This is a genomic window from Pedococcus sp. P2_A3 (assembly GCF_056405035.1).
The window spans coordinates 1-25,175 of record NZ_JBFUCW010000013.1; the positions used below are offsets into that span (position 1 = coordinate 1).

Annotated in this window: 24 protein-coding genes, 1 tRNA gene, 1 other RNA gene and 1 pseudogene; 13 read left to right on the forward strand and 14 right to left on the reverse strand. The window is 71.6% G+C overall.

Features of this window, described 5'->3' with window-relative positions; genetic code table 11:
* The 6 genes and pseudogenes from AC1DX8_RS11545 to AC1DX8_RS11570 all read right to left on the reverse strand — a co-directional run.
* Nucleotides 1–114: pseudogene (locus AC1DX8_RS11545) on the reverse strand (IS481 family transposase); the annotation flags it as partial.
* A 224-nt stretch (nucleotides 115–338) separates the two neighbouring features.
* Nucleotides 339–491, reverse strand: a complete 153-nt coding sequence (locus AC1DX8_RS11550) for a hypothetical protein (protein WP_477630074.1) — start codon at nucleotides 489–491, stop codon at nucleotides 339–341.
* A 65-nt stretch (nucleotides 492–556) separates the two neighbouring features.
* A complete protein-coding gene (locus AC1DX8_RS11555) occupies nucleotides 557–1,108 on the reverse strand; it encodes a DUF5063 domain-containing protein (RefSeq protein ID WP_477630075.1) in 552 nt (183 codons plus the stop codon).
* Nucleotides 1,101–1,700, reverse strand: a complete 600-nt coding sequence (gene recR / locus AC1DX8_RS11560; RefSeq protein WP_056921597.1) for a recombination mediator RecR — start codon at nucleotides 1,698–1,700, stop codon at nucleotides 1,101–1,103. Before recR ends, AC1DX8_RS11555 begins: the two co-directional genes overlap by 8 nt.
* A 10-nt stretch (nucleotides 1,701–1,710) precedes the next feature.
* Nucleotides 1,711–2,283, reverse strand: a complete 573-nt coding sequence (locus AC1DX8_RS11565; protein WP_477630076.1) for a hypothetical protein — start codon at nucleotides 2,281–2,283, stop codon at nucleotides 1,711–1,713.
* An 8-nt stretch (nucleotides 2,284–2,291) separates the two neighbouring features.
* A complete protein-coding gene (locus AC1DX8_RS11570) occupies nucleotides 2,292–4,646 on the reverse strand; it encodes a DNA polymerase III subunit gamma and tau (RefSeq protein ID WP_477630077.1) in 2,355 nt (784 codons plus the stop codon).
* A gap of 106 nt (nucleotides 4,647–4,752) precedes the next feature.
* Between AC1DX8_RS11570 and AC1DX8_RS11575 the strand changes: the two genes are divergently transcribed.
* Both AC1DX8_RS11575 and AC1DX8_RS11580 read left to right on the forward strand, forming a co-directional pair.
* A complete protein-coding gene (locus AC1DX8_RS11575; protein WP_477630078.1) occupies nucleotides 4,753–5,448 on the forward strand; it encodes an ABC transporter ATP-binding protein in 696 nt (231 codons plus the stop codon).
* Nucleotides 5,445–6,851, forward strand: a complete 1,407-nt coding sequence (locus AC1DX8_RS11580) for a hypothetical protein (protein ID WP_477630079.1) — start codon at nucleotides 5,445–5,447, stop codon at nucleotides 6,849–6,851. Before AC1DX8_RS11575 ends, AC1DX8_RS11580 begins: the two co-directional genes overlap by 4 nt.
* Before the next feature lie 161 nt (nucleotides 6,852–7,012).
* On the opposite strand, the gene ffs is transcribed toward AC1DX8_RS11580, so the two are convergent.
* Nucleotides 7,013–7,109, reverse strand: an RNA gene (ffs, locus tag AC1DX8_RS11585) — signal recognition particle sRNA small type.
* An 87-nt stretch (nucleotides 7,110–7,196) separates the two neighbouring features.
* On the opposite strand from ffs, the gene AC1DX8_RS11590 reads away from it, so the two are divergent.
* The gene (locus AC1DX8_RS11590; protein WP_477630080.1) at nucleotides 7,197–7,658 is read left to right on the forward strand and encodes a DUF3817 domain-containing protein; all 462 of its coding nucleotides are present in this window, start codon (nucleotides 7,197–7,199) and stop codon (nucleotides 7,656–7,658) included.
* 6 nt (nucleotides 7,659–7,664) lie between these two features.
* Here AC1DX8_RS11590 and AC1DX8_RS11595 read toward each other — a convergent pair whose 3' ends face one another.
* Nucleotides 7,665–8,492: a hypothetical protein gene (locus AC1DX8_RS11595; RefSeq protein WP_477630081.1), complete on the reverse strand. Its 828-nt coding sequence runs from the start codon at nucleotides 8,490–8,492 to the stop codon at nucleotides 7,665–7,667.
* A gap of 102 nt (nucleotides 8,493–8,594) precedes the next feature.
* Between AC1DX8_RS11595 and AC1DX8_RS11600 the strand changes: the two genes are divergently transcribed.
* The 4 genes from AC1DX8_RS11600 (at nucleotide 8,595) to AC1DX8_RS11615 (ending at nucleotide 12,232) form a co-directional block, all read left to right on the forward strand.
* Nucleotides 8,595–8,682: transfer RNA gene (locus AC1DX8_RS11600), tRNA-Ser, on the forward strand.
* Nucleotides 8,683–8,778: 96 nt separating this feature from the next.
* Nucleotides 8,779–9,333, forward strand: a complete 555-nt coding sequence (locus AC1DX8_RS11605) for a hypothetical protein (RefSeq protein WP_477630082.1) — start codon at nucleotides 8,779–8,781, stop codon at nucleotides 9,331–9,333.
* 40 nt (nucleotides 9,334–9,373) lie between these two features.
* Nucleotides 9,374–11,299: a propionyl-CoA synthetase gene (locus AC1DX8_RS11610; RefSeq protein WP_477630083.1), complete on the forward strand. Its 1,926-nt coding sequence runs from the start codon at nucleotides 9,374–9,376 to the stop codon at nucleotides 11,297–11,299.
* 9 nt (nucleotides 11,300–11,308) lie between these two features.
* Entirely contained in the window at nucleotides 11,309–12,232 is a 924-nt protein-coding gene (locus AC1DX8_RS11615) for an AEC family transporter (protein ID WP_477630084.1), read from the forward strand.
* Between the two features lie 136 nt (nucleotides 12,233–12,368).
* Here AC1DX8_RS11615 and AC1DX8_RS11620 read toward each other — a convergent pair whose 3' ends face one another.
* Nucleotides 12,369–13,991, reverse strand: coding sequence for a helicase HerA-like domain-containing protein (locus AC1DX8_RS11620; RefSeq protein ID WP_477630085.1), 1,623 nt, complete (start codon nucleotides 13,989–13,991; stop codon nucleotides 12,369–12,371).
* Between the two features lie 85 nt (nucleotides 13,992–14,076).
* Here AC1DX8_RS11620 and AC1DX8_RS11625 point away from each other — a divergent pair, with 85 nt between their 5' ends.
* The 6 genes from AC1DX8_RS11625 to AC1DX8_RS11650 all read left to right on the forward strand — a co-directional run bounded on the left by AC1DX8_RS11625 (nucleotide 14,077) and on the right by AC1DX8_RS11650 (nucleotide 19,090).
* The gene (locus AC1DX8_RS11625) at nucleotides 14,077–14,373 is read left to right on the forward strand and encodes a type II toxin-antitoxin system VapB family antitoxin (protein ID WP_477630086.1); all 297 of its coding nucleotides are present in this window, start codon (nucleotides 14,077–14,079) and stop codon (nucleotides 14,371–14,373) included.
* Between the two features lie 60 nt (nucleotides 14,374–14,433).
* Nucleotides 14,434–14,964, forward strand: a complete 531-nt coding sequence (locus tag AC1DX8_RS11630; protein ID WP_477630087.1) for a LytR C-terminal domain-containing protein — start codon at nucleotides 14,434–14,436, stop codon at nucleotides 14,962–14,964.
* Between the two features lie 244 nt (nucleotides 14,965–15,208).
* On the forward strand, nucleotides 15,209–16,408 hold the full coding sequence (locus tag AC1DX8_RS11635; protein ID WP_477630184.1) for a GAF domain-containing protein: 1,200 nt from the start codon (nucleotides 15,209–15,211) through the stop codon (nucleotides 16,406–16,408).
* A 204-nt stretch (nucleotides 16,409–16,612) separates the two neighbouring features.
* The gene (adh, locus tag AC1DX8_RS11640) at nucleotides 16,613–18,136 is read left to right on the forward strand and encodes an aldehyde dehydrogenase (RefSeq protein ID WP_477630088.1); all 1,524 of its coding nucleotides are present in this window, start codon (nucleotides 16,613–16,615) and stop codon (nucleotides 18,134–18,136) included.
* A gap of 4 nt (nucleotides 18,137–18,140) precedes the next feature.
* On the forward strand, nucleotides 18,141–18,584 hold the full coding sequence (locus AC1DX8_RS11645) for a DUF779 domain-containing protein (protein ID WP_477630089.1): 444 nt from the start codon (nucleotides 18,141–18,143) through the stop codon (nucleotides 18,582–18,584).
* Nucleotides 18,585–18,697: 113 nt separating this feature from the next.
* On the forward strand, nucleotides 18,698–19,090 hold the full coding sequence (locus tag AC1DX8_RS11650) for a hypothetical protein (RefSeq protein ID WP_477630090.1): 393 nt from the start codon (nucleotides 18,698–18,700) through the stop codon (nucleotides 19,088–19,090).
* 28 nt (nucleotides 19,091–19,118) lie between these two features.
* Here AC1DX8_RS11650 and AC1DX8_RS11655 read toward each other — a convergent pair whose 3' ends face one another.
* The 5 genes from AC1DX8_RS11655 to AC1DX8_RS11675 all read right to left on the reverse strand — a co-directional run bounded on the left by AC1DX8_RS11655 (nucleotide 19,119) and on the right by AC1DX8_RS11675 (nucleotide 25,108).
* On the reverse strand, nucleotides 19,119–19,478 hold the full coding sequence (locus AC1DX8_RS11655) for an SPW repeat domain-containing protein (protein WP_477630185.1): 360 nt from the start codon (nucleotides 19,476–19,478) through the stop codon (nucleotides 19,119–19,121).
* Between the two features lie 170 nt (nucleotides 19,479–19,648).
* Complete coding sequence (locus tag AC1DX8_RS11660; RefSeq protein ID WP_477630091.1) at nucleotides 19,649–19,933, reverse strand: SHOCT domain-containing protein; 285 nt, start codon at nucleotides 19,931–19,933, stop codon at nucleotides 19,649–19,651.
* Nucleotides 19,934–20,051: 118 nt separating this feature from the next.
* A complete protein-coding gene (locus AC1DX8_RS11665) occupies nucleotides 20,052–20,726 on the reverse strand; it encodes a response regulator transcription factor (RefSeq protein WP_477630092.1) in 675 nt (224 codons plus the stop codon).
* Nucleotides 20,723–21,913 (reverse strand): sensor histidine kinase, encoded by a 1,191-nt coding sequence (locus AC1DX8_RS11670; RefSeq protein ID WP_477630093.1) that lies wholly within the window; start codon nucleotides 21,911–21,913, stop codon nucleotides 20,723–20,725. Before AC1DX8_RS11670 ends, AC1DX8_RS11665 begins: the two co-directional genes overlap by 4 nt.
* 90 nt (nucleotides 21,914–22,003) lie before the next feature.
* Nucleotides 22,004–25,108, reverse strand: a complete 3,105-nt coding sequence (locus AC1DX8_RS11675) for an alpha-mannosidase (RefSeq protein WP_477630094.1) — start codon at nucleotides 25,106–25,108, stop codon at nucleotides 22,004–22,006.
* Nucleotides 25,109–25,175: the final 67 nt, after the last annotated feature.

Below are 25,175 nucleotides of genomic sequence, written 5' to 3' on the forward strand. Positions count from 1 at the left end.
CCAGGAGCACTGAAACCGGGCCGCGACCTCAGCCACCGGGACACCGCTGTCGACCACCAACTTGGCGACCGTGAGCCGGGCACGAGGGGTCAGGGCAGCGTTAGCGTGGGACACGAGGGCCTCCTGTTTTGTGAGCGGATACCTAGGCAGTTCCACTCCACCGCGGGAGGCCCTCCCGCGCCACTGATCAGATCAGCGGATCACACCCACTCAACCAACGTCCCCGGTCAGTACAGCTAGCAAAGGTTGCTGGGGCGGGTCGGACGAAGCTGGTCGTGCGGGACAGATCGGTGACGCTAACGTCGCCAGCCCCCGCCGGCTCTGCAGGCGCGGTCGCGTCAGGGGTGGAGGAGCACCACGAGAGCGAGGAAGACCAGCGCCGCGCCCAAGGTCAGCAGGTGGTCGCGCAGGTCGTGGGTGGGGTGCTCGTCGAGGTCGAGCGACGTCATCATCCGCAGCGTCGGCGGACCGGCCGGTGCAGGAACTGCCATGGTGACCCCCAACCCGACGGTGTGTCTGACCTGTGCGACCAGACTACTCCGCGCACCCAGGGGCGTCAGGGGTGGAGGGCGTCGAACTCGGCCTCGGAGATGGTCTCGTCGTCGGCGTCGAGCCGGATGTGGCCGAGCAGTGACTGCAGCACCCGCAGGGCGGAGGCCGCCCGCTCGCCCCAGTCGGACAGGTAGCTGAACTGCCACCACCACAGGGCCTCGGAGATGCGGCCCTGGTCGTAGTGGCGCAGACCGTGGGAGAGCGCCCCGGCGACGACCGTCACGTCGTTGGACAGCGATCCCGTGGTGAGCTCGGTGGAGGTGACGGGGTCGACGACGTCGGCGTACTCGTCGAGCCCCTCGAAGAGGTTGGCGACGCCGGTGCGCAGCGGGTCGAGCTCGGCTTCCACGGTGTCGGTCTCGAACCGCTCGACCGGCACGATGTCCTCGATCGCCCCGAGACGCGCCCCCATCACCAACGCCTGCGACAGGGCCAGGAGCGTCATGGGGATCGCAGCATCCGGCGCGGAACCGGACGCGACCTCGGTCATGGTGGTCAGGTAGGCACGGGCATCGACGGCCGACTCGTCGGCCAGCACCTGCAGGTCGTCAGACATCGAGAAGCCTCCTACCTTCGAACGCGCGGCCCAGGGTGACCTCGTCGGCATACTCCAGGTCGCCACCGACGGGCAGGCCCGAGGCGAGCCGGGTGACTCGCAGGCCCATCGGGCGCAGGAACCGGGCGAGGTAGCTCGCGGTCGCCTCGCCCTCGAGGTTGGGATCGGTGGCGATGATGACCTCGGTGACCTCGGCCGACGCGAGCCGGGTCATCAGCTCCTTGATGCGCAGGTCGTCGGGGCCGACGCCGTCGATCGGGCTGATCGCGCCGCCGAGCACGTGGTAGCGACCACGGAACTCGCGGGTGCGCTCGATGGCGACCACGTCCTTGGGCTCCTCGACGACGCAGATCGCAGTGCCGTCGCGGCGCGGGTCGGCGCAGATGCGGCACTGCTCGGACTCCGCAACGTTCCCGCAGGTCTCGCAGAACCGCACCTTGGCCTTGACCTCGGTGAGCACCTCGACGAGCCGCTTGACGTCGATCGCATCGGCCTGGAGCAGGTGGAAGGCGATCCGCTGGGCACTCTTCGGCCCCACGCCGGGCAGCCGGCCGAGCTCGTCGATCAGGTCCTGGACCACGCCTTCATACACATCCGTGAGCCTATGCCCTCGGGGTGTCAGCCCTCGCGACGCCGTCCCGCACGCGCTCACGCAGCCCGGCGGCCAGACCCATCACGGTCAGCTGGTCGACCAACCCACCCACGTGGTCCGCCACCCAGCGGTGCCGCACCGGCGCCAGGCGCAGCCTCAGGTGCATCCGGGTGCGACCACCGTCTGCGGCCGACAGCTGCAGGCACCACGTGAGGTGGGTGCGTCCCCGCGTCGACCCGTAGAGCAGGTGCTGGGCCGGCTCGAGCCCGACCACCGTGAAGGTCGCGTCCGCGCCACCCCAGTCGGGCACCACGTCACCGACCGCGAGCACCTGGTGACGCGGGTCGATCCGGCGCAGCCCTCGACGAGCGGGCGGGACGAGCAGCTCGACGACCGCGGGGAAGTACCAGCCCGCGCGTCGCTTGCCGAGCTGGACGACCCACGGCCACACCGACTCGGGCGGGGCGTCGAGCGTGAACGCCCGGTCCATCACGACGTCGGCCGGGGCCACCACCTCGTCCCCGGGCATCGGGGCCACCCGCTCACCGGTCGTGGGGCGGGTCAGGAGCTCGGCAGCCTCCATCGCGCCGGTCAGGGACCTTCGTCGATGACCTTGCCGCCGAGGAGTCGCTCGATCACCGGGCGGCCCACCTCACCGAGCTCGGCGATGTCCTCGTCGTCGGCGCTGGCCGCGCTGTCGTCGGCGACGTAGGTGTCAGGGGTCCTGGCCGGCTCCTCCGCCGCGACGGCAGCCTTCGCGGCCGCCAGCCTCGAACCCGTCCCTGGTTCGGCGGGGGCGGCCGTGCCTGCGGCGGCCGGGGCCTGCGACGCCGCCGAGGCAGCGCCCGGCGCGTCGTCGCTGGCCCAGCTCGGCCCGCTCGAGGGACCGGTCGATGCGGTCGCCCACCCGCCGCCCGTCTCCGGAGGCGGGCTCGAGGCCGCGAGGCCTGCGTATGCCGCGGGGCCGCCGTCGCCGCCCGCCGCACCGCCGTCGGTGCTGCCGCGGGGACGGGCCGGGGCGGGGTTGTCGCCCTTCACCGCGGGGTCGTCGGACGGGTAGCGGTTGGCCGGGACGACGGTCGGGTGGGACTCCCCGCTCGGCGCGCTCTGCCCGGCGTCCGGGGTCGGGATGCCCTCGACGCGGGCGTCCACGCCGAGGACGTCGATCAAGGCCTGGCGCACGAGGTCGGCGTGGGGACCGTGGCGGAAGGTGTTGGCGATGCCGACGGTGGAGATGCCGAGCACCACCTTGGAGCCGTCGTAGTCATGGACCGTGGCGTGCTCGGACAGCAGCGTCCACGTCGTGCGCTTGTGCTTGAAGATCCAGCCGAGGACGTCGGGCCAGGCGCGGCGGATGGCAGCGACGTCCATGCCGCCCGCGATGGCGCCCGTCGGGGGGCGCTCCGACTCGGGCTCGTCAACCGGCGTCGCGGCCGCAGCGGGCGCGGAGACGGCTTCGGCGACGGGCTCGGCGACGGACTCGGCGACCGCGGGCTGGGAAGCCGCAGCCCCGAAAGCCGCAGGCTGGGAAGCCGCCGGCTCGGAGGTCGCAGCCTCGGAAACCACAGGCCCAGAGGTCACCGGCTCGGCCGACGGCCCAGCGGCCACCGGTGCGACAGGCTCGGCAGCCGGCTCCGGCGCGGCAGCGGGTGAGGGTTCAGGGGCGGACGCAGGGGCGGCAGCGGAGGCAGGGGCGGGTGCGGCGGGGGCGGGAGCGGCGGTCGTGGGTGCAGACGCAGGACGCGACGCGGACGGGGCTGCGGCGCGGGCCGCGGACGGGACGCCCTCGACGTCGAGGCGACGCTCGAGGCGGTCGAGCCGCGCGGCATACCCGCTCTCGCCGGAGGCGGCCGGGAGGAGGACCCGCGCGCAGATCAGCTCGAGCTGCAGGCGCGGCGCGGTGGCACCCGTCATCTCGGTCAGCCCCGCGTTGACGATGTCGGCGGCGCGCGAGAGGGCACCGCCACCGAACGCGGCGGACTGCTGGCGCATGCGCTCGAGCTGGTCCTCGGGGACGCCACGCAGCACCGAGGAGGCACCGTCGGGGACAGCGGCCACGACGATGAGGTCGCGCAGCCGTTCGAGGAGGTCCTCGACGAACCGGCGCGGGTCGAGCCCGGTCTCGATCACGCGGTCGACCTGGTGGAAGACGCCCGAGGCGTCGGCGGCAGCGAACGCGTCGATGATCGCGTCGAGGAGCTCGGCGTCGGTGAACCCGAGCAGCGCCGCAGCCCCTTCGTAGGTGAGGCCCTCGTCGCCCGAGCCGGCGATGAGCTGGTCGAGCACCGAGAGCGAGTCACGCACGGACCCGCCACCGGCGCGGGTCACGAAGGACAGGACGCCCGGCGCGACCGCCACCTTCTCCTGCTCACAGAGCGAGGCCATGTAATCGGACAGCTGGCCGGGCGGGACGAGGCGGAACGGGTAGTGGTGGGTGCGGCTGCGGATCGTGCCGATGACCTTCTCGGGCTCGGTGGTCGCGAACACGAACTTCACGTGCTCCGGCGGCTCCTCCACGATCTTGAGCAGGGCGTTGAAGCCCTGCGGCGTGACCATGTGGGCCTCGTCGATGATGTAGATCTTGTAGCGGCTCTGGGCCGGACCGTAGGACGCCCGCTCACGCAGGTCACGGGCGTCGTCGACACCACCGTGGCTGGCCGCGTCGATCTCGATCACGTCGACGGTGCCGGCTCCGCCGCGGGCCAGCGCGACACACGAGTCGCAGCTGCCGCAGGGGGTCGGCGTGGGGCCCTGCTCGCAGTTGAGGCAGCGGGCCAGGATGCGGGCACTGGTGGTCTTGCCACACCCGCGCGGCCCGGAGAACAGGTAGGCGTGGTTGACCCGGCCCGTGCGCAGCGCCTGCATGAGGGGCTCGGTGACGTGCTCCTGGCCGATCACGTCGGCAAAGGTCTCGGGCCGGTAGCGGCGGTACAGCGCGGTGCTCACCTCGGGAACCCTAGTCGCCCCCGCGGACATCCGCGTCCCCCCTCGGAGGAGCCCGGACCGAGGGCGCGAGCGCCCGGTGGCAGACTGGCGCGGACGAGGGAGGCACATGTTCGCGCGCCGCAGGCAGGACACCACCGAGCCGGTCCCCGGCGACCCCCCGACCCCGGCTCCCGTGCGGCTCGAGGCAGCCGGCGTCGGCAAGCACATCGACGGCAACGTGCTCCTCTCCCCGATCGACCTCGCGGTCTCCTCCGGTGAGTGCGTCGTGGTCCGCGGGGAGAACGGCAGCGGCAAGACGACGCTCCTGCGCATCCTCGCCGGCACGCTCGAGGCGTCCGAGGGCAGCGCGACCCTCGACGGCGGTCGCGTCGACGAGCGCGACCCGGCCACGCGCGCCCGGGTGGCCGCCCTCATCGGCTACCCCACGGCATACCGCGACCTCACGGTGATCGACCACCTCGTCCTGATCGACTCGACGTGGGGTGGCGCGATCGGCACTGCCGACGAGCGGGCCGACGACCTCCTCGTCAGCCTCGAGATCGACCACCTCTCCGAACGCTTCCCGCACGAGCTGTCGTCGGGCCAGCAGCACCTCTTCCACCTCGCGCTGGTGTTGTTCCGCCCGTCCCGGGTGCTGCTCCTCGACGAACCCGAGCAGCGCCTCGACACCCACAAGCGCGGCCTCCTCACCGAGATCCTGCTGGCCCGCAAGGCGGCCGGGGACGCGCTCGTCGTGGCCTGTCACGACCCCACGATGACGACCGCCATCGCCGACCGCGTCGTCGACGTGCTCGCCCCATGACCTCGGAGCCTGCGCCCGAGGTCGGCCCCACGAGCGACCGCGAGCGCCTCGCCGAGGCCCGCCGGGTGATCCGCGGCGGCCTGCCCGAGCAGGGCAACGGCAACGTCGTGTATGCCGCGTACGTCGCCGTGATCGCCTCCCTCACCTACGGCGTGCCGGCCTCGCGGGCGTTCTTCGAGTTCGTCGACCCGCGCTGGCTCTCCCGACACCTCACCGGCACGCAGGGGGTGCTGGTCGTGGGTGCCCTCGTGCTCGCCGTGTGGCTCCTCGCGCACCGGCTCGGGTCGCTCAGGGGACCGGTCGTGCCGGACCTGCCCTACCTCGACCACGTGGCGGTGAGCTCGCTGGACCGCGCCGTGGTGCTGCGTCGCTGGTGGCGGCTGAGCCTGCTCGGGTGCCTCATCGGCGGCCTGCTGACGGGCGCGGTCGTCGGCACCGGCATGGTCGTCGCCAAGGTCGCCTCACCCTGGGCGCTCCTGCCGTCGAGCCTGGGCGGGCTGCTGGTGGGCCTGGGGTTCGCGGGGTCGTGGCTGTGGGGCCAGGTGCGGTCGTGGCCGACCGGGCCGCGCGGGGCCTCGACCCTGTTGCGGGGGACCCGGTCGCTGCGGGCCCTGCACCACGTCGGGCTCCGCACCCAGTCCTCGCGCGCGGTGACGATGGGCGGTGCGGTGCTGGCCGGCGACCTGCGCGCGGCCCGGCTCGACGTCGCCTCCCCGACGACACGGCTGCGACGACGGCGGTTGCGGGCGCGCGGCCCTGTCGCCGTCGTGGCGGCGCGTGACCTGCTCGGCCTGCGGCGCTCCCCCGGCGCACTGGTCGTGGGCGCCCTGCTCGTCGGCGCGGGCTGTTGGGCGCTCGGCCAGGCGACCATCCCAAGCGTCCCGAACATCGTCGCGTTCGTCGGCACCATCTCCTGCTACCTCGGCTACGGCGCGTGGGCCGAGGGCCTGCGGCTCCAGGGCGACAACGCCGGCACCCCACCGCTGATCGGCCTCGCCTACGGACGCGAGGCGCCCGCGCACCTCGTGACCCCGTCAGCCCTGTATGCCGTGGTGTCCGTGGCTGCCGGCGGCGCCGTCCTGCTCGCGGTGCCGGGGGCGGGCGCCGCAGCCGTGCTCTGGCCGCTGGTGGCGCTGCCGCTCATGGCGGGGGCGCACCTGATGGCGGCGTTCCGTGGGCTGCCACCGGTCAGCCTGTTCTCGCCGGGGTCCGCCGTGGTGTCGGTGGCCTTCTGGTACTCGCGCCCCCTGTTGCTCACCGTCATCGGTGGGGTCGCCGCGACGGCGTTGCTGACGCGCTCGAGCCTGTCGAACGCCCTCATGGTGCTGGTGCTCGCGTCCTATGCCGCGGTGGCGTTCGGGCGGCGCCGCGTCAGGCTGCTCGACGAGGGCCACCGCACCTGACGGGGCGCGCCCGCTGCTCTCGGGCAGTGGGCCGCTTTTCCACGCCGGCCACGCGGCATACCTCCGTGCTTTCGGGCAGTTGGCCGCTTTCGCACGCCGGCCACGCGGCATACCCCGTGCTTTCGGGCAGTTGGCCGCTTTCGCGCGCCGGCCACGTGGCACAAAGGGACACCCCGCGTACCTGGAAGAGCTCTCCTACCCTTGCTGCATTCCTGCCCTGGGGGAGTTCGGAGAGGTACCACCACACGGGGTGTCTGCGACCAGTGTAGACGGGCCCCGGGCGGCGCAGCGAATCCCGGTCCTGAGACGATGGCGCACCGCCCGACCACCGCCTGGAGCACCGCGATGTCCCCCTTGCACCTCTTCCGCCGCCTCGCCATCGCCGAGGCGGTGACCTGGGCCCTGCTGCTCCTCGGGATGGTCCTCAAGTACGTCACCGGGACGACGGAGCTGGGGGTCCGGGTCTTCGGTATGGCGCACGGCGTGGTCTTCATCGCCTACTGCCTCGGTGCGGTCTTCGTGGCCGTCAACCAGCGGTGGTCGGTCGGCACCACGGTGCTGGCGGTGGCGAGCGCGGTGCCGCCGTTCATGACGGTGTGGTTCGACCGCCGCGCGGAGCGCCGCGGCCAGCTCGACGGTCCCTGGCGACTGGCACCCGGCGGCGACCGGCCAGCCGGACCGCTCGAGCGCGCTCAGGCGTGGATGCTCGCGCGGCCGGTCGCGGCTGTGGGTGCGGCCGTCCTCGCGGTCGGCGCGCTCACGCTGGTGGCCCTGCTGGTGGGCCCGCCGGCGTCCTCGCCCAGCTGACGCGGGTCAGGGCAGCGGCACCCAGACCCCGCCGACGGCCCGGGAGAACTCCGAGCCCAGCCAGGAGATCAGGAAGCTGCCCACGAGGGCGAGCAGCAGGCCCGCCCACCAGCGCAGCCGAGGATCGGGCTCCTCCTCGCTCGCCTGCGACGCCGACACGGGGGCGGTCTCCACCGACGCCGCGGGCAGCGCGGCACGGGGCCGCACGAGCTCCAGCACGGCATGGGCGACCACACCCAGGGCCCAGGTGGCGCCGAGCGTCCAGAACCAGAACCAGCGCGTGCCGCGGGTGGGTGCGGGCCCGCGCACCACGGCGACGAGCGCGAGCAGGACGGTGGCGAGTCCCCAGAGGTCGGCTTGGTCGCCCGGCCAGTCGTTGGCCGGACCGGCGGGCGGGACCCCGGCGTCGCGCAGCTCCTGGATGAGGGCATCTGCCGACTCCACCGAGCCGTGGGCCAAATCGACGACACGCACCGCCCCGACCGCGGACCCGGTCCAGTAGACGACGGTGGGAGGGGGCTCGCTGGTGAAGCCCTGCTCCCGATCGAGGGTGCCGTCCTCGTGCGTCGCCGGGAGGTCGACCAGATCCGGCGAACCGTCGGGCAGCCAGGTGCTGTCGTGGCGCACGTTGGACGCGGCCCGGAAGGCGATGACGTGCCCGGCGGCGAGGTCGTCGTGGAACGTGTCGACCCCGACCACACGGAGCTGCGACTGGTAGGTCGAGGCCGCCCACACGACCCAGCCACCGAGCAAGAGCACCGCGAGGACGATGCGGACGACCTGCCCGCGCCGCACCATCGGGTCCGCCGCAGCCTGCACTGCCACCCCCGACATGACCGTCATCGTGGCACGGGTGGAAGCCCGGCGGGGCGGATTCCACGGGGCCGTCCGGGAGCGATTTCAGTGGTGGGGTTCGGCTCAGGTAGCCTCCTCGGCGGAGGATTCGCATAGTGGCCTAGTGCGCACGCTTGGAAAGCGTGTTGAGTGAAAGCTCTCAGGGGTTCGAATCCCCTATCCTCCGCCAGAACCCAGGTCACGTGACCGGGTGCTCGACGGGTCGACCACGCAGGATGTGGTCGACCCGTCGAGGAACCGGCGTCCTCCGGAGGAGCCCGCACCCATGGCCCGACAGATCAACTGGCGCGGAGTGCTGAGCCCCGACGGCCCCGGTGACGGACGTCCTGACGACACGACCTGGCACCCCGGCTCGCCCCTGGTGCCGCCGCGCTCGATCGTCGACAGCGTGCGGCTGATGCAGTTCGGTGCGGCCCTCGAGGTGCTGGAGGTCGTACGGGGATTCCTCACCCGTGGCCAGCTGCGCGACGCGATCAGGAACGAGGTGGCCGTCGGCAAGCTGCCCGCCACCGACGCCGACATCGAAGGTGTGCTCCGGTTCACCCTCAGCCTGACCACGGTCGTCGCCATCGTCAGCTGCCTGATCTGGCTCGCGATGGCCAGGGCCACGGCCCGCGGGTCTCGCTGGTCGCGGATCATCGCGAGCGTCCTCTTCCCGGTGGCGCTCGGCCTGTTCGCCGGCGGGCTGTTGCCCGCTGCGGGGCTGTTCGCCCGCACCCTCGCGCTCGCCCTGCTCCTCGTCGGCGCGTGGGCTCTCGTGCGGTTGTGGCACCGCGACTCCAGCGCCTACATCCGCTACCAGAGCAACCCCACCGACTGAGCGCACCAACCACCGGCTGGCTCTGGCGGGTCGCGGCGCCGTGGCCCACGATGGCGACATGGGCAACGGAGACTACCGCGCGGCATACCAGCAGAGCCTTGACGACCCGGAGGCGTTCTGGGGCCGGGCGGCGGAGGCGATCGACTGGATCACTCCCCCGCCGCGGGTGCTCGACGACGACCGACCGCCGTTCTACCGCTGGTTCACCGGTGGCACCCTCAACACCTGCTTCAACGCCCTCGACCGGCACGTGGCCGCGGGACGCGGCGACCAGCCCGCGCTGCACTACGACTCGCCCGTCACCGACACCCACCAGACCATCACGTATGCCGCGTTGCTCGACCAGGTCTCGACGTTTGCGGGGGCGCTCGCGTCACTCGGGGTGGAGAAGGGCGACCGGGTCGTCATCTACATGCCGATGGTGCCGCAGGCAGTGGTGGCCATGCTCGCCTGCGCCCGTCTGGGTGCCGTCCACTCCGTGGTGTTCGGCGGGTTCGCCCCGGCCGAGCTCGCGGCCCGCATCGAGGACGCCAAGCCCGTGGTGATCGTGGCCGCGAGCTGTGGTGTCGAGCCGAGCCGGGTGGTGGAGTACAAGCCCCTGCTCGACGCCGCCCTCGACCGCAGCTCGCACAAGCCCGAGTCAGTGATCGTGTTCCAGCGCGAGCAGGCCCGCGCCGCGGTCGGTGAGCGGGACACCGACTGGGAGGAGCTCGACTGGGACGAGCTCGTGTCCGACGCCGAGCCCGCCGACTGCGTCGACGTGGCGGCGACCGACCCGCTCTACATCCTCTACACGTCGGGAACGACCGGTCGCCCCAAGGGAATCGTCCGGGACAACGGTGGCCACGCCGTCGCCCTGCGCTGGTCGATGGGCAACATCTACGGCATCAACCCGGGCGACACGTGGTTCACCGCGAGCGACGTCGGCTGGGTGGTCGGCCACTCCTACATCGTCTACGCGCCGCTGCTCACGGGCGCGACCACCGTTCTCTACGAAGGGAAACCGGTCGGCACCCCCGACGCGGGAGCGTTCTGGAAGGTGATCGCCGACCACGGGGTGAAGGCCATGTTCACCGCCCCGACGGCATACCGGGCCATCAAGCGCGACGACCCGGGCGGTGAGCTGATGAAGGGGTATGACCTCTCGACACTGCAGACGGTGTTCCTCGCCGGGGAGCGGCTGGACCCCGACACCTACGAGTGGGCGACCGAGCGGCTCGGCGTGCCGGTGGTCGACAACTGGTGGCAGACCGAGACCGGCTGGCCGATCGCCGCCAACCTGCGCGGGCTCGAGCCGATGCCGATCAAGGCGGGCTCGCCGACGGTGCCGGTCCCCGGGTTCGACGTGCGCGTCCTCGGGGAGGGCGGACGCGAGCTGGGTGCGGGCGAGGAGGGTGCCATCTGCATCCGTCTCCCCCTGCCGCCCGGCACGCTGCCGACGCTCTGGGGTGACGACGACCGCTACGTGGCCGGCTACCTGTCGGCCTTCGACGGCTACTACCTCACCGGTGACGGCGGCCTGGTCGACGAGGACGGCTACCTCTACGTGATGGGGCGCACCGACGACGTCCTCAACGTCGCGGGTCACCGGTTGTCGACCGGCTCGATCGAGGCCGCGCTGGCCGGCCACCCCTCCGTGGCCGAGTGCGCGGTCATCGGGGTGCACGACGACCTCAAGGGACAGGTGCCCCGGGCGCTGGTGGTGCTCAAGGCTGGGGTCGACGGCCAGACCGACGGCGAGCGCATCCGCGCCGAGCTCATGCAGCGGGTGCGCGACGAGGTCGGCCCCATCGCGTCGCTGCAACGGGTCGACGTGGTCACGGCGCTCCCCAAGACCCGGTCGGGCAAGATCCTGCGCAAGACGATGCGCGAGATGGCCGACGGCAAGACGCCCACCGTGCCCGGCACGATCGAGGACGCCTCGGTCCTTGAGACCCTCGGACCGGTGCTGTCGGCGCCCGCCTAGCCTGACGGGGTGCAGGGAGTCCTCAACGGTTTCACCACCATCGGCCTGGTCATCGCCGTGGGTGCCCTGCTGGCTCACCTGGGGGTCGTCGACCTCGGCGCGCAAAAGGTGCTGTCGCGCATCGCGTTCTTCGTCGCGAGCCCGGCGCTCATGGTGGTCACGCTGTCGCGCGCCGATGTGCACCAGGTGCTCTCGGCGAACCTCGGGGCGTCCGCGGCCGGGGTCGTCGTGGCCGGGGGCGTCTACGTCGTGCTGGCCCGCTCCGTGTGGCACCGCTCGTTGGGCGACACCACCATCGGGGCGCTCTCGTCGTCCTACGTCAACGCCGGCAACCTCGGGATCCCGGTCGCCAGCTACGTCCTGGGCGATGCCGCCTTCGTCGCCCCGACGCTCCTGTTCCAGCTGTTGGTGTTCCAGCCCCTCGCGCTGGGGTTCCTCGACGCTGACGCGCGCGGCGGCCGCTCGTCCTGGTGGCAGCTGTTGGCCAAACCGTTCACGAACCCCCTGACCGTCGGCTCGCTGATCGGGCTCGGGCTGTCGCTCACCGGGTGGACGCTGCCCACCATGGTCGCCGCGCCGCTGGGGCTGCTCGGCAACATGGCCGTGCCGTCGATGCTCGTCGCGTACGGCATCGCGCTGCGGCTCGGGCCCGGTCTCGGGCGCGCGGGTTCGGTGGTCGAGCTGACGACGACGTCGGTGCTGAAGCTGTTCGTGCAGCCGCTGGTCGCGTGGTTCGTGGCCAGCGCCGTGCTCGGCGTCGACGGCCACGCCCTTCTGGCGATCGTGGTCACCTCGGCGCTCCCGACCGCGCAGAACATCTTCGTGCACGCCACTCGCTACGACCGCGCGACCGTCCTGGCCCGCGACACCATCCTCATCACGACCGTCGGCGCAGTGCCCGTCATCCTGCTCGTGRCCGCGCTCCTGGGCTGACGCTGCATACCGTCCTGGCCGCGGGACCACCCCGCTTCCCGCCCCCACGCCGCAACCCACCCCCACGCCGCAACCWGAGCACCCCAGGGGGCGCCCAGGTTGCGGACCACCGCGGACGGACTGGGTATGCCGCGGGCTAGCGGGAGCGGCGTGCGGTGCCGAAGATCGAGCGGGTGATCTCCCGACCGATGACCGTGCCGGCGGACCGGACCATGGACCTGAAGGCGGCCGACTGCACGACCTGCTCGACCATGCTGGGCTCAGGCTTGGCGGACTGCCGAGGCTGGGTCGGCCCGGGCGGGCTGGCCGGTGACCCGGAGCCGCTCGGGCCAGGGGCAGGCGCCGGCGCCTGCTCGGGAGTGGGAGCCTGCTGGAGCCTGGCCTGGAGCTTCTCGTACGCGGACTCGCGGTCGACCATCGCGGCATACTTCGGTCCGATCGCGGACGCGGCGATGATCTGCTTGACCGTCGCCTCGTCGGACGGCGCCATCAGCGACTGCGGCGCAATCATGCGGGTCCACGCGACCGGGGTGGGCGCACCGCGCTCGGACAGCACGGTCACGACGGCCTCGCCGGTGCCGAGCGAGGTGAGCAGCTCGGCCAGGTCGTAGCTACTGTGCGGGTAGGTCGACACCGCGGCCTTGAGGGCCTTGGCGTCGTCGGGGGTGAACGCCCGCAGCGCGTGCTGGACGCGGTTGCCGAGCTGGGCGAGCACGTCGGACGGCACGTCCTTCGGCGACTGGGTCACGAAGAACACGCCGATGCCCTTCGACCGGATGAGCCGCACGGTCTGCTCGATGGCGTCCTGGAACGCCTTGCTGGCGTCGTTGAACAGCAGGTGCGCCTCGTCGAAGAAGAAGACCAGCTTCGGCTTGTCGACGTCACCGACCTCGGGCAGGTCGTGGAAGAGGTCGGCGAGCATCCACATGAGGAAGGTGGAGAACAGGGCGGGCCGGTCCTGGACCGCTGGCAGCTCGAGGCAGGTGACCAGTCCCTTGCCGTCGGCCGCCGTGCGCAGCAGGTCATGGGTGTCGAACTCGGGCTCACCGAAGAAGGCCTCCGCCCCCTGGTCGGAGAACGCGATCAGCTCCCGCAGGATGACGCCGGCCGTGGCCGAGGACAGCCCGCCGAGCGACTTCAGGTCGGCCTTGCCCTCGTCGGAGGTGAGGAAGGCGATGACCTCGCGCAGGTCCTTGATGTCGAGCAGCGCGAGGCCGTTCTGGTCGGCGTAGTGGAACACGAGACCGAGGCTGGACTCCTGGGTCTCGTTGAGCCCCAACACCTTCGACAGGAGCGTGGGACCGAACGACGTGATCGTGGCCCGGATCGGGATGCCGCTGCCGAGCCCGCCGAGGGACAGGAACTCGGTCGGGTATGCCGTGCCGACCCACTGCTGCCCGACGTCGGCCGAGCGGGCGGTGACCTTGTCGTTCGCCTGGCCGGCGGTCGCGAGGCCGGAGAGGTCTCCCTTGATGTCGGCGAGGAAGACCGGAACCCCTTGGCCCGACAGCTGTTCCGCCATCAGCTGCAGGGTCTTGGTCTTGCCGGTGCCGGTCGCCCCGGCCACCAGGCCGTGCCGGTTGAGGGTGGAGAGGGGGATGCGCACCGGTGCGTCGGGGTAGGCCTTCCCGTCGATCACGGCGGCACCGAAGTGGAGCGCCCCGCCTTCGAAGGAGTACCCGGCGCGGATCTCGTCGAGCTGGGCGCTACCCGCGCCAGCCGGCTCTGAGGGGGTCTGCGAAGGCGTCGTCTCGGTCACCTTCGGCACTCTAGTGCGGGCTCCACCACGTGGGCAGGGAAGAAGCGCGCGTCGCCGATTCGCGGCATACCCCTATGGTGGCTGGGTGATCTTCAAGAAGGTGGGCGAGGAGCGCCCCTACCCCGACCACGGAAAGCAGACGCCGCGCGACTGGGCCGACGTGCCCCCGCGCATGGTGCGGCTCGACGAGCTCGTCACGACGAAGCGCACGCTCGACCTCGGTCACCTGCTCGCGGAGGACTCGACGTTCTACGGCGACCTGTTCGCGCACGTGGTCGAGTGGGAGGGGACGCTGTACCTCGAGGACGGTCTGCACCGTGCACTCCGTGCCGCGCTTCAGCAGCGACCTACTCTCCACGCGCGCGTGCTCGTGCTTGACTGACCCCAGGCCCCATGACCCAGGCAAGAGGGGGGCCGCGCTGACGCGGGCGGAGGTGGGTTCGTGAGTTACGTCGTGGAGTCGGGATCCTCGCGTGCCCGGCGGGCGCGCCGACGCCGGGCGCTCATCACCCTCGGGGTCGTGGCGCTCATGCTGTTCTTCGCGTTCTGGTACGCCTACTCCTACTACCGGGAGAGCGACAAGGCGAAGGCCGCGCCGTCGCCCAGCTGCACGACGACCGCGACCACGACGTCCACGGTGCGCACCCCGGGCCAGGTCACGGTCAACGTCTACAACGCGACCGAGCGCTCGGGCCTGGCCGCCAAGACCGCTGCTGACGTGCGCAAGCGCGGCTTCAAGGTCGCGACGGTCAGCAACGACCCCTTGCAGAAGGACGTCGCCATCGCCGCCGAGGTCCGCTACGGCACCTCCGGCACGGCCTCGGCGAAGCTCGTGCTGACGCTCGTGAAGGGCTCCAAGGCGATCAGGGACAGCCGCACCGACTCCTCCGTGGACCTGGTGCTGGGAGCCAAGTTCACCGCGCTGACCCCGGCGCCGAAGACCTCCCCCGCGGCCACCACCCCGCCCTGCTGAGCCCGCGCAGCTGAACCCGCCCTGCTGAGCCCGCCCTGCTGAGCCCGCCCTGCTGAGCCCGCGCAGCTGAACCCGCGCAGCTGACTACCGACCGGCTCAACCCACGCAGCTGTCCCAGACTGGCCGACCTCGGTCCGCGGCTACGGGCCGACCGTTCGGCGCGGCAGGGGGCCACTGGGCCGACGCAGTCCGGACGACCGTGGACAGGGGGAGTCCCCCCACCCACACTGAGGCGGTGGAACCGATGACGGCCGTGCGCGCCCAGGTGGCCGACTCGTGGGTCAGGTCGGCGGCCGCCGGGGTCGAGGCCGACCGCGTGGAGGCTCCGATCACCCTGCCCGCCGACGCCCTCCGTGACCACCGTGAGGCGCACCCGCTGGCCCAGGTGTTCCCCCTCCTCGACGACGTGCTCGGCCGGGCTGCTCGCGAGTGCGACGCGATCATGGCCGTCTCCGACGCCGCCGGACAGCTGCTGTGGGTCTGCGGCACCCCGGAGGTGCTGCGTCGCGCGGAGAGCATCGGCTTCGTGGAGGGGAGCAACTGGGATGAGCGGCTCGCCGGCACCAACGCGCCCGGTATGGCCCTCGCCCTCGACCAGTCGGTCAACATCATCGGCGCCGAGCACTTCCGGCGGTCCGTGCAGCGCTGGAGCTGCGCCGCGACGCCGATCCACGACCCGACCACCGCGGCCCTGCTCGGTGTCCTCGACATCACCGGCGGCGACCAGATCGTCGTCCCGCAGACCATGGCGATGGTGCGTGCCGCGGCCCGGATGGCCGAGGCCGAGCTCGCCCGTGAGCTCCTCAGCCACGGCGCCCGGCCGATCCAGCCGACCTCGTCACGGCTGACGGCTGCCCTGCACGCGCTCGGTCGGGACGAGGCGCTGCTCACCGTCGACGATGGGCGCGGGCACCGTCGCACGGTCCGGCTCAGCCGTCGGCACAGCGAGATCCTGCTCCTACTGGCGTCGGCTCCCCGTGGTCTGTCCGGCGACGAGCTCGCGGTGCTGCTCTACGAGGAGGACGTGACGTCATCGACCCTCCGCGCCGAGCTGAACCGGTTGCGGTCACTGCTCGGTGACGACCTGCTGGCGTCTCGCCCCTACCGGCTGGCAGCCGAGGTGACCGCCGACTGGCTGGCCGTCGAGGCCCACCTCGCCGCGGGAGCCGTGGGGTCGGCGCTCCGCAGCTACCGCGGACCGCTCCTCCCCGGCTCGACGTCACCAGGCGTCGTGCGACTGCGGAGCAGCGTCGAGGGCCAGCTGCGACGCGCCCTGCTCGCCAGCCGCGAACCTGACCTGATGTCCACCTGGACCCGTTCGTCGTGGGGCACCGACGACCACGAGATGTGGACCGCCCAGCTGGCCTGTCTGGGGCCGACCTCGCCGCTGCGGCCGCTGGTGGTCGGCCAGATCGCCCGTCTCGACCGCGAGCTGGGCGCCTGACCCGCCCCGACTCGGGGCCCAAGCAACCTTTGCTAGCAAAGGTTGCTTGCTGACGGACAGGGTGCAACCTGTCCGCCAGCGAGGTTGCTTTGCTAGCAAAGGTTGCTGCGGCGGCACCGTGCAACGTGGTCGCAACGTTGCGCTGCCTACCGTCTCGGCATCCCCCACTCGCGGGGCACCACCAAGGACGTTGGGAGAACAGCGATGACGGTCTATGCACCCCCCGGTACCGAGGGCTCGAAGGTCACGGTCGAACCGCGCTACGGGCACTTCATCGGCGGCAACTGGGTCGAGCCCAAGAAGGGCGAGTACTTCGAGAACATCTCACCCGTGACCGGCCGCGCCTTCACGGAGGTGGGCCGTGGCACCGCGGAGGACATCGAGGCGGCTCTGGACGCAGCACACGCCGCCGCACCGGCGTGGGGAAAGACGTCGCTCGCCGAGCGCGCGCTCATCCTCAACCGGATCGCCGACCGCCTCGAGGAGAACCTCGAGGCGCTGGCCATCGCCGAGACGTGGGACAACGGCAAGCCGGTGCGCGAGACCCTGGCCGCCGACCTGCCCCTGGCGATCGACCACTTCCGCTACTTCGGCGGCGTGCTCCGCGGCCAGGAGGGCAGCAGCTCGGAGATCGACGAGAACACCGTGGCCTACCACTTCCACGAGCCGCTCGGCGTGGTCGCCCAGATCATCCCGTGGAACTTCCCGATCCTGATGGCGACGTGGAAGCTGGCGCCGGCCCTGGCCGCCGGCAACGCCGTCGTCCTGAAGCCGGCGGAGCAGACCCCGTGGTCGATCCTCAAGGTGCTCGAGCTGATCGGCGACCTCATCCCGGCGGGAGTGCTCAACGTGGTCAACGGGTTCGGCGTGGAGGCGGGCAAGCCGCTCGCCAGCTCGAGCCGGGTGGCGAAGGTCGCGTTCACCGGTGAGACCACGACCGGACGGCTGATCATGCAGTACGCCAGCCAGAACATCATCCCCGTGACGCTGGAGCTCGGCGGCAAGAGCCCGAACGTGTTCTTCGACGACGTCGCCGAGAGCCGCGACGCCTTCTACGACAAGGCCCTCGAGGGCTTCACGATGTTCGCGCTCAACCAGGGCGAGGTCTGCACCTGCCCGTCGCGCGCCCTCGTGCAGGAGTCGATCTACAGCGACTTCGTCGGCGACGCGATCCAGCGCGTGGAGAAGGTCAAGCAGGGCAACCCGCTCGACACCGACACGATGATCGGCGCCCAGGCCAGCAACGACCAGCTCGAGAAGATCCTGTCCTACCTCGACATCGGACGGCAGGAGGGCGCCAAGGTGCTCACCGGCGGTGAGCGCAACGTGCTCGACGGCGACCTCGCCGGGGGCTACTACGTGACGCCCACGGTCTTCGAGGGCAACAACTCCATGCGGGTCTTCCAGGAGGAGATCTTCGGACCGGTCGTGTCGCTGACGAGCTTCACCGACGAGGCCGACGCCCTGGCGATCGCCAACGACACGCTCTACGGCCTCGGCGCCGGCGTGTGGACCCGCGACGGTGCCCGCGCCTACCGGATGGGCCGTGGCATCAAGGCCGGTCGCGTCTGGACGAACTGCTACCACCAGTACCCGGCGCACGCCGCGTTCGGCGGGTACAAGCAGTCCGGCATCGGCCGCGAGAACCACAAGATGATGCTCGACCACTACCAGCAGACCAAGAACCTCCTGGTCTCGTACTCCCCCGACGCCCTCGGTTTCTTCTAGACCGATGACGTCACCGGAGGCTGCCACCCACGCCGACGCCGGCACCACTGCGGCACCGGCCGCGGACCCGCAGCTCACCCGGGTCGACTTCACCCGTGAGGCGGCGGACCTGCTCCGTCGCCTCACGGTGAAGCACGGCCCGCTCATGTTCCACCAGTCAGGCGGCTGCTGCGACGGCAGCGCCCCGATGTGTTACCCCGCAGGCGAGTTCATCACCGGCGACGCCGACATCCACCTCGACGACCTCGTCGTGGGTGGCCTGCTCGACCCGATCGAGTTCTGGATGTCCGTCTCCCAGTACGAGTACTGGAAGCACACCCACCTCACCGTCGACGTCGTCAAGGGACGCGGCAGCGGCTTCTCCGTGGAGGCGCCCGAGGGGGTGCGGTTCCTCATCCGCTCGCGGTTGATGAGCGAGGACGAGCTGCGGGCCTTCGACCTGCTCTAGCCCCTCCGCAGACCGGGGTATGCCGCGTGGGCCACTTGAATCCGCCACTGGCCGCGCGGCATACCTCTGCGCGCGGCGCAGCGGACCGACCGGTGGCGACGTAGGCTCCCACCATGATCTCGGTGGACCTGTCGCGCAGCCTGAACCAGGGCGGGGTGCTGTGGGAGCCGGCGCCCGGCGACCGGTTCACGATCGACCAGCCCAACGTGGTGGGCGAGGTGTTCTGGATCAGCCACCTCACCATCGACGTGCACACCTTCAAGGGCCAGCCGCTGCTCGGCTTCAACGGCACGACCGAGTGGGCCCTCGACTCCGTCACGCTCGACACCGCGCTCTGGATGCCACGGGAGGACCAGCTGCGCGACCTCATCGGCGAGCGGCTGGTGTCGCTGAGCCGCGAGGACGCGCAGTGGCTCGTCACCGTCGAGACCGACGAGGGACGCGAGACGTACTCGGACCCCGACCCCGAGTGCGCCTACGCCCTGGCCCTCCTCAGCCTGACCTGAGGACGGTTGGCTGGACGTCTGAGGGCAGCTAGATGGACGTCGCCATGGTCCCCTTGTGGTGCGACCGGGTGACCTGGAGGTCGGCCGCGCCGACCACGAGGACCACGGCGCCGGCGACCCAGGCGGTCCAGGCGATCGGTCGGGTGCCGCTGAACCCCATGACCCAGGGTGCCGCGATCATGAGGGCGCCCATCAGCGCAGTGAGTCCCTCGATGGACATCATGTCCGGCCTGACCAGCTCGACCAGGGCAAGCACGGCGGTGACGGCACCCAGCACGACCATGGTCATGGTCGCCCGGTCAGTCGTGGTGGTCCACCACGGCGAGAGGGCTGCGTAGGCGCCGGCGACGAGAGCAATGAGATCTTGTGGATGGTTCCATCGCTTCATGGTGGTCACAACCACCTTTCCTTGAAGGCGGTCCGTCGATCCGAGGCGGGCCGAACACCTTGATTGTCCTCCCTCCCAACGGATTTGACCATCGTCGGCAGCCTCGTGCCCGCCTGGCCGCGAAGGCCCCGGTTGAGCCCCGCTCGCCGGCCTGCCGGCCAGCTAGCGGGTCATGACGACCCCATCCGCTTGAGGGTCGCGAGCCGGCGTTCGTACTCCTGCTCGTCGATCTCGCCCGCCGCGTAGCGCTCGGCCAGCTTGGCCTCGCCGGCGCGCGTGCCGGCATACCCCTGCACCTGGCGCCACCGGCGCAGGCCGAAGAAGCGGAAGGTGACGAAGATCCCGATGATGAAGAGCAACCAGAGGAAGGGGAAGATCGGCCACCAGGGGCCGGGACCGTTCCAGTAGTGGTCGTCGGCGGCGAGGGTGCTGGCGGTGGCGATGACGGCGGTCATGATGACTCCTTGGTCGGATTGAGCTGACTCCTCAATCCTTCGTCCGGAGAACCCTTTCCGAATCCCACGGGGGGCGACACCTCGCCTGCTCCCCCGGGCGTAGGCCGCGGGGTGGCAGCTACTCCTGGGACCACCCGGGTCGCACCAGACCCGATTCATAGGCGAGCACGACCAGCTGGGCACGGTCGCGCACGTGCAGCTTGATCATCGACCGGCTGACGTGGGTCTTGGCCGTCGCGGGACTGAGGAAGAGGCGGCTCGCGATCTCCTCGTTGTTGAGGCCCTCGCCCACGAGTGCGACGACCTCGCGCTCGCGGTCGGTCAGCTCGCCGAGCCGGTCCGCGGCGGGAGCGGCGTGGGGGCGGCTGCGCGTGGCGAACTCGCCGATGAGCCGGCGGGTGACGCCCGGGGAGAGCAGTGCGTCACCGCTCGCGACGGCGCGGACGCCGCGCAGCAGCTCGGCGGGCTCGGTGTCCTTGACGAGGAACCCGCTGGCTCCGATCCGCACGGCCTCGAAGACGTACTCGTCGAGGTCGAACGTCGTCAGCACGATCACTCGGGTGCCGGAGAGACGGTCGTCGGCAGCGATCTGCCGGGTGGCCTCGAGCCCGTCGGTGCCCGGCATCCTGATGTCCATCAGCACGACGTCGGGCTCGGTGGCCCGGACCACTGCGACGGCCTCGGCACCGTCTGCCGCCTCACCCACGACCTCGATGTCGTCCTCGGCGTCGAGCAGGGCACGGATCCCGGCACGCAACAGGGCCTGGTCGTCAGCCAGCACCACCCGGATCACCGCTGACCACCGGTGGGCAGTGCTGCCTCTACCCGGAGACCGCCGGTGGACGCGGGCCCGAGCCGCAGCTCACCACCGAGGGCCCTTGCGCGCTCCTGCATCCCACTGATCCCGTTGCCCTGCACCAGGTTCGGCAGCGTGGCGGCTCCGTCGCCGTCGTCCTCGATCGCCAGGGAGAGCAGCTCGTCACCGTAGTCGAGGGTCACCGCTGCGCGCGTCGCGTGCGCGTGGCGGACGATGTTGGTGATCGCCTCCTGCACGATCCGGTATGCCGCGAGCTCCACTGCCGCAGGCAGCGTGCGCGGCTCCCCGGTGACGGTCTTGGTCACCTGCAGGCCCGCGTGTCCGCTGCGCTCGACGATGTCGTCGAGTCCGGCCAGGGTTGCGACCGGCGAACGGGGAGCGGGGGCACCGTCGAGGCGCAGGACGTCGATGAGCGACCTCAGCTCGGTGAGCGCCTCCTTGCTCGCGTCACGGATCGCGACGAGCGCCGGCTCGACCTGCTCGGGCCTGCGGTCGGCCAGGTGCAGTGCCACCCCGGCCTGCACGTTGATCAGCGACATGTGGTGCGCGACGACGTCGTGCAGCTCCTGGGCGATGCGCAGGCGCTCCTCGCCCACCTGCCTCAGGCGCGTCTCGCGGGCTGCCTGTCGGTAGGTCGCCGCCCGTTCGCGCCAGCTGCGGCCCACCTCGGCGACGGCCAGCACCACGAGGGTCCAGGCCACCAACCCGCCCGTGGCCGGCCACGACCACGGCACCGCGTCGAAGACCAGCCGACCCAGCGCGTCACCCGCCAGCACGGCGGCCGCCCCCAGCCAGGCCGCCACCCGGTGCCCCCGCACCACCGTCACGAACAACGTGATGGCCAGTCCGAGGAAGACCGGGCCGTAGGCGTAACCCCGTGCGAGGTACGCGGCTGCCGCGAGCGCGGTCGCCGCCACGGCGGGCACCGGGAACCGGCGGAGCACGGCGATGGCCACGGGCGCGACGAGGAGCAGCAGCACGGCGACGGCGTCGAGCGGGTGACGACCGGGTTGCCCGTGAGCGGCGCCCAGGCTGCCCCCCACCTGGATCACCGCGACCACCAAGGCCAGCACGTAGCGCGCACCGCGAGGGCCGTCACCCGCGCCGGCTCCACGGCCCCGCGCCCACGGGGGACCCCAGGCCAAGTCGTCGGGCTCACGCATGTCCGCCAGCGTAGGCACCCGAGGCACGCGGTGGCGTCCCCCGGCCGGGGCAACCCGGCATACTCCCGCGGGGGTATGCCGCGCCAGGACTCACCGAGCTTGCTCGGGTCCGTCCTCGGGTGACGTCCGCGGAAGAGGACAACTGAAGCGAAGGGTCCGCACCTCGAACGGCCCCAGCCCCACCTCCACGAGAGCGGTGCCATCCCCGCCCGCCAGCTCGGGAGCTGGCCGGTCCAGGACTTCCTCGAGGAGCGTGACCTCGGCGACCGACGTCACGTCCGTGTCGACCGTGATGGTTGCTCGCGCGCGCCCACCCAGCTCCTCGTGCACCCTGACGACGAGGTCGCCGGAGCGGTCGGCGGCGAGCTTGACGCTGGAGAGCGCCACTCCCTCGCCCTCCACGCGCACGAGGGGGTCGAACCCGTGAGCGCCCTCGACCTCGCGAGCCGGGGTGTTGAGCCAAGCGCCCTCCTTCGCAGCGCCCTCGACTCCAGCGCCGACGACCAGGCCGTAGCGGTGGGTGTGGACTCCGTGGTCGGTCTCGGGATCGGGAAACCTCGGCGCCCGCAGCAGCGAGAGGCGCAGCGTGGTCGACACCACTGCGTCCTCGACCCAGTCACGGGTGACGTCGTAGCCGTAGGTGGAGTCGTTGACGAGCCCCACGCCGAAGCCGGGCTCCTCGACGTGCACGAACCGGTGCATCGAGGTCTCGAAGCGCGCCACCTCCCAGCTGGTGTTGACGTGGGTCGGCCGCCGTTGGTGACCGAACTGCGTCTCGGCGCTGGTGTGGTCTGCGCGGACGTCGAGCGGGAAGGCCACCTTGAGGAAGGTCTCGACCTCGTGCCAGTCGGTGACCTGCTCGACGTGGAGGGTCCGCGACCCAGGTGACAGTGAGAAGACTTGTCGCACACTGGAACTCGCTGAGATCGTGCGCTCCACGACAACCCGTGCGACGCCGTGGGCATCGACGGCCACGTCCACGCTGTCGGCTTCGCGGAGGTCGCGCACACTGTTGCGGTAGAACCGGTCGACATCCCACGCGTCCCACTTGTTCGGCAGGTCGGGGTGCAGCTGCAGCAGGCCACCAGCGCCTCCGCGAGCGATCGCGTCCCGTCCGGTCGCGAGGTAGACGGCCGACGTGACAAGCCCGCCCGACGACAGCGACACCCGCACCACAGCGTTGTCGAGCACCACCTCGCCCGCGTCGCCGCGGACCACGACAGTTGCCGCAGGACCGTCGCCTCCGCGCACCACAGCGGCCCCGGCGGGCACCCCCTCGCGCGCGGATCCCGCGCCGTTGAGCGAGATTCGCGTGTTCCCCTCGCCGACCAGGGCGGCCAGCGAGCGGGCCACGATCGCCTCGGCCTCGCGCTCCACGCGCGCGTACTGCTCCACCGCTTCGCGGTGCACCCACGCGATGGACGTGCCGGGCAGAATGTCGTGGAACTGCTGGAGCAGCACCTGCTTCCAGAGCGCGTCGAGCTCGTCATGCGGGTATGCCGCGCCAGCCCTGACCGCGGCGGTGGCGGCCCACAGCTCGGCCTCCACGAGCAGGTGCTCGCAGCGTCGGTTGCCCGCCTTGGTGCGGTGCTGCGAGGTGAGGGTGGCCCGGTGCAGCTCAAGGTAGAGCTCCCCGACCCAGACCGGTGTGCCGGGCCGGGGCTGCCCGTCCTCGTCCATGAGCTCGCCCCTCGTGCGGGCGTAGAACTCGTCGGGGTGCTCCCACCGCACGCGGGGGCTGCCCTCGAGGTCGGCGAGGCGTGCGGCCCGCCCGGTCATCTCGCGCGTGGTCCCGCCACCACCGTCGCCCCAGCCGACGGGCGCGATCGACCCGGAGGCGATGCGGTGGTCGCGGAACTGCCGGTCGGCCAGCGCCAGCTCGGCTCCGGACAGCTCGGAGTTGTAGGTGTCCATCGGAGGGAAGTGCGTCAGCACCCGGGAGCCGTCGATGCCCTCCCAGAGGAACGTGTGGTGGGGGAAGGTGTTGACCTGGTTCCAGGAGATCTCCTGGGTGAAGAACCAGTCGAAGCCCGCCCTGCGCACCAGCTGTGGCAGCGCCGGTGAGTAGCCGAAGCTGTCAGGGAGCCACACCCCGTGCGAACGGATCCCGAGCTCCTCCTCGAAGAACCGCTGGCCGTAGAGGAACTGGCGCACCATCGACTCGCCCGAGGGCATCACGGTGTCGCTCTCCACCCACATGCCTCCCAGGGGCAGGAACCGGCCCGACCGTACCGCCGCGACGATGCGCGACCACACCTCGGGTCGGTGCTCCTTGACCCACGCGTACTGCTGGGCGCTCGACATGCCGTAGACGAAGTCGTCGGTCTCGTCGATGAGCGCGACCATCGAGGCCGTGGTGCGAGCGACCTTGCGCACCGTCTCGCGCACCGGCCACAGCCACGCCGAGTCGATGTGGGCGTGCCCGACCGCCGACACGAGGTGGGTCGAGGCGCCAGCGGGTCTCGCCAGCACCTCGGCCAGGGCAGCTCGAGCGGCGGTCGCCGTGCCCGGGACATCGGCGAGGTCGAGCCTGTCGAGCGCGTCGTCGAGGGCCTGCAGGATCCTGCTTCGCCGTTGTCCGGCCGGGAGCTCGGCCTGGAGCCCGAGCAACACGTCGAGGTCCAGGGCGAGGGCGTGCACCTCCGCGTCGAAGACGGCCAGGTCCACCCGCCTGGTCGCGTAGATCGGGTCGGGTGACGCGGTGTGCAGGTCGCCCTGGGTGGTCGGCTTGAAGCGAACCGGCCCGAACACCACCGGGTTCGCGGCCGCCTCCACGTAGAGCTCGACCCGCTCCCCGCCGTCGGCCGCGGGGGTCACGAGCGCCCAGTGGTTGTGCGGGTTCACCGCCTTCACCGGCGAGCCGTCGGGACGGTAGACCAGCCCCTCGCACTGGAACCCCGGCTCCGCCACGTCGAACCCGAGGTCGACGAGCGCCTCCACCCGGCGACCCGCCCACTCGGCGGGCACCTCGCCGGTCAGCCGGAACCACGTGGTCCCCCACGCGGGTCCCCACGGTGAGCCCACGGCATACGGCTCGTAGTCGAGGGCCAGGCCCACGGACGGCGGCACCGGCTCACCGGGAAGGGTGTGGGCCTCGACCGTGAGCGGCACCGACAACGCGTGGACCGCGGGCCAGATGCGCTCGGTCAGGACCCGGGTGACGCGACCGGTCGTGAGGGTGGTGTCGTCGTGCATGGGTCCACCCTTGCGTGCGGGCGGACGACGTGCGACCCAGAGGGCACACCACCGGTATGCCGTGCGC

Excerpts from the sequence above, each read along its gene's own strand:
- AC1DX8_RS11660 (WP_477630091.1), bottom strand. The coding sequence starts at position 19,933 with ATGACCGCCGTCATCGCCACCGCCAGCACCCTCGCCGCCGACGACCAC.
- AC1DX8_RS11580 (WP_477630079.1), top strand. The coding sequence starts at position 5,445 with ATGACCTCGGAGCCTGCGCCCGAGGTCGGCCCCACGAGCGACCGCGAG.
- AC1DX8_RS11575 (WP_477630078.1), top strand. The coding sequence starts at position 4,753 with ATGTTCGCGCGCCGCAGGCAGGACACCACCGAGCCGGTCCCCGGCGAC.
- AC1DX8_RS11605 (WP_477630082.1), top strand. The coding sequence starts at position 8,779 with ATGGCCCGACAGATCAACTGGCGCGGAGTGCTGAGCCCCGACGGCCCC.
- AC1DX8_RS11595 (WP_477630081.1), bottom strand. The coding sequence starts at position 8,492 with ATGTCGGGGGTGGCAGTGCAGGCTGCGGCGGACCCGATGGTGCGGCGC.
- AC1DX8_RS11650 (WP_477630090.1), top strand. The coding sequence starts at position 18,698 with ATGATCTCGGTGGACCTGTCGCGCAGCCTGAACCAGGGCGGGGTGCTG.
- AC1DX8_RS11675 (WP_477630094.1), bottom strand. The coding sequence starts at position 25,108 with ATGCACGACGACACCACCCTCACGACCGGTCGCGTCACCCGGGTCCTG.
- AC1DX8_RS11565 (WP_477630076.1), bottom strand. The coding sequence starts at position 2,283 with ATGGAGGCTGCCGAGCTCCTGACCCGCCCCACGACCGGTGAGCGGGTG.
- AC1DX8_RS11555 (WP_477630075.1), bottom strand. The coding sequence starts at position 1,108 with ATGTCTGACGACCTGCAGGTGCTGGCCGACGAGTCGGCCGTCGATGCC.
- AC1DX8_RS11655 (WP_477630185.1), bottom strand. The coding sequence starts at position 19,478 with ATGAAGCGATGGAACCATCCACAAGATCTCATTGCTCTCGTCGCCGGC.
- AC1DX8_RS11645 (WP_477630089.1), top strand. The coding sequence starts at position 18,141 with ATGACGTCACCGGAGGCTGCCACCCACGCCGACGCCGGCACCACTGCG.
- adh (WP_477630088.1), top strand. The coding sequence starts at position 16,613 with ATGACGGTCTATGCACCCCCCGGTACCGAGGGCTCGAAGGTCACGGTC.
- AC1DX8_RS11590 (WP_477630080.1), top strand. The coding sequence starts at position 7,197 with ATGTCCCCCTTGCACCTCTTCCGCCGCCTCGCCATCGCCGAGGCGGTG.
- AC1DX8_RS11550 (WP_477630074.1), bottom strand. The coding sequence starts at position 491 with ATGGCAGTTCCTGCACCGGCCGGTCCGCCGACGCTGCGGATGATGACG.
- AC1DX8_RS11635 (WP_477630184.1), top strand. The coding sequence starts at position 15,209 with ATGACGGCCGTGCGCGCCCAGGTGGCCGACTCGTGGGTCAGGTCGGCG.
- AC1DX8_RS11670 (WP_477630093.1), bottom strand. The coding sequence starts at position 21,913 with ATGCGTGAGCCCGACGACTTGGCCTGGGGTCCCCCGTGGGCGCGGGGC.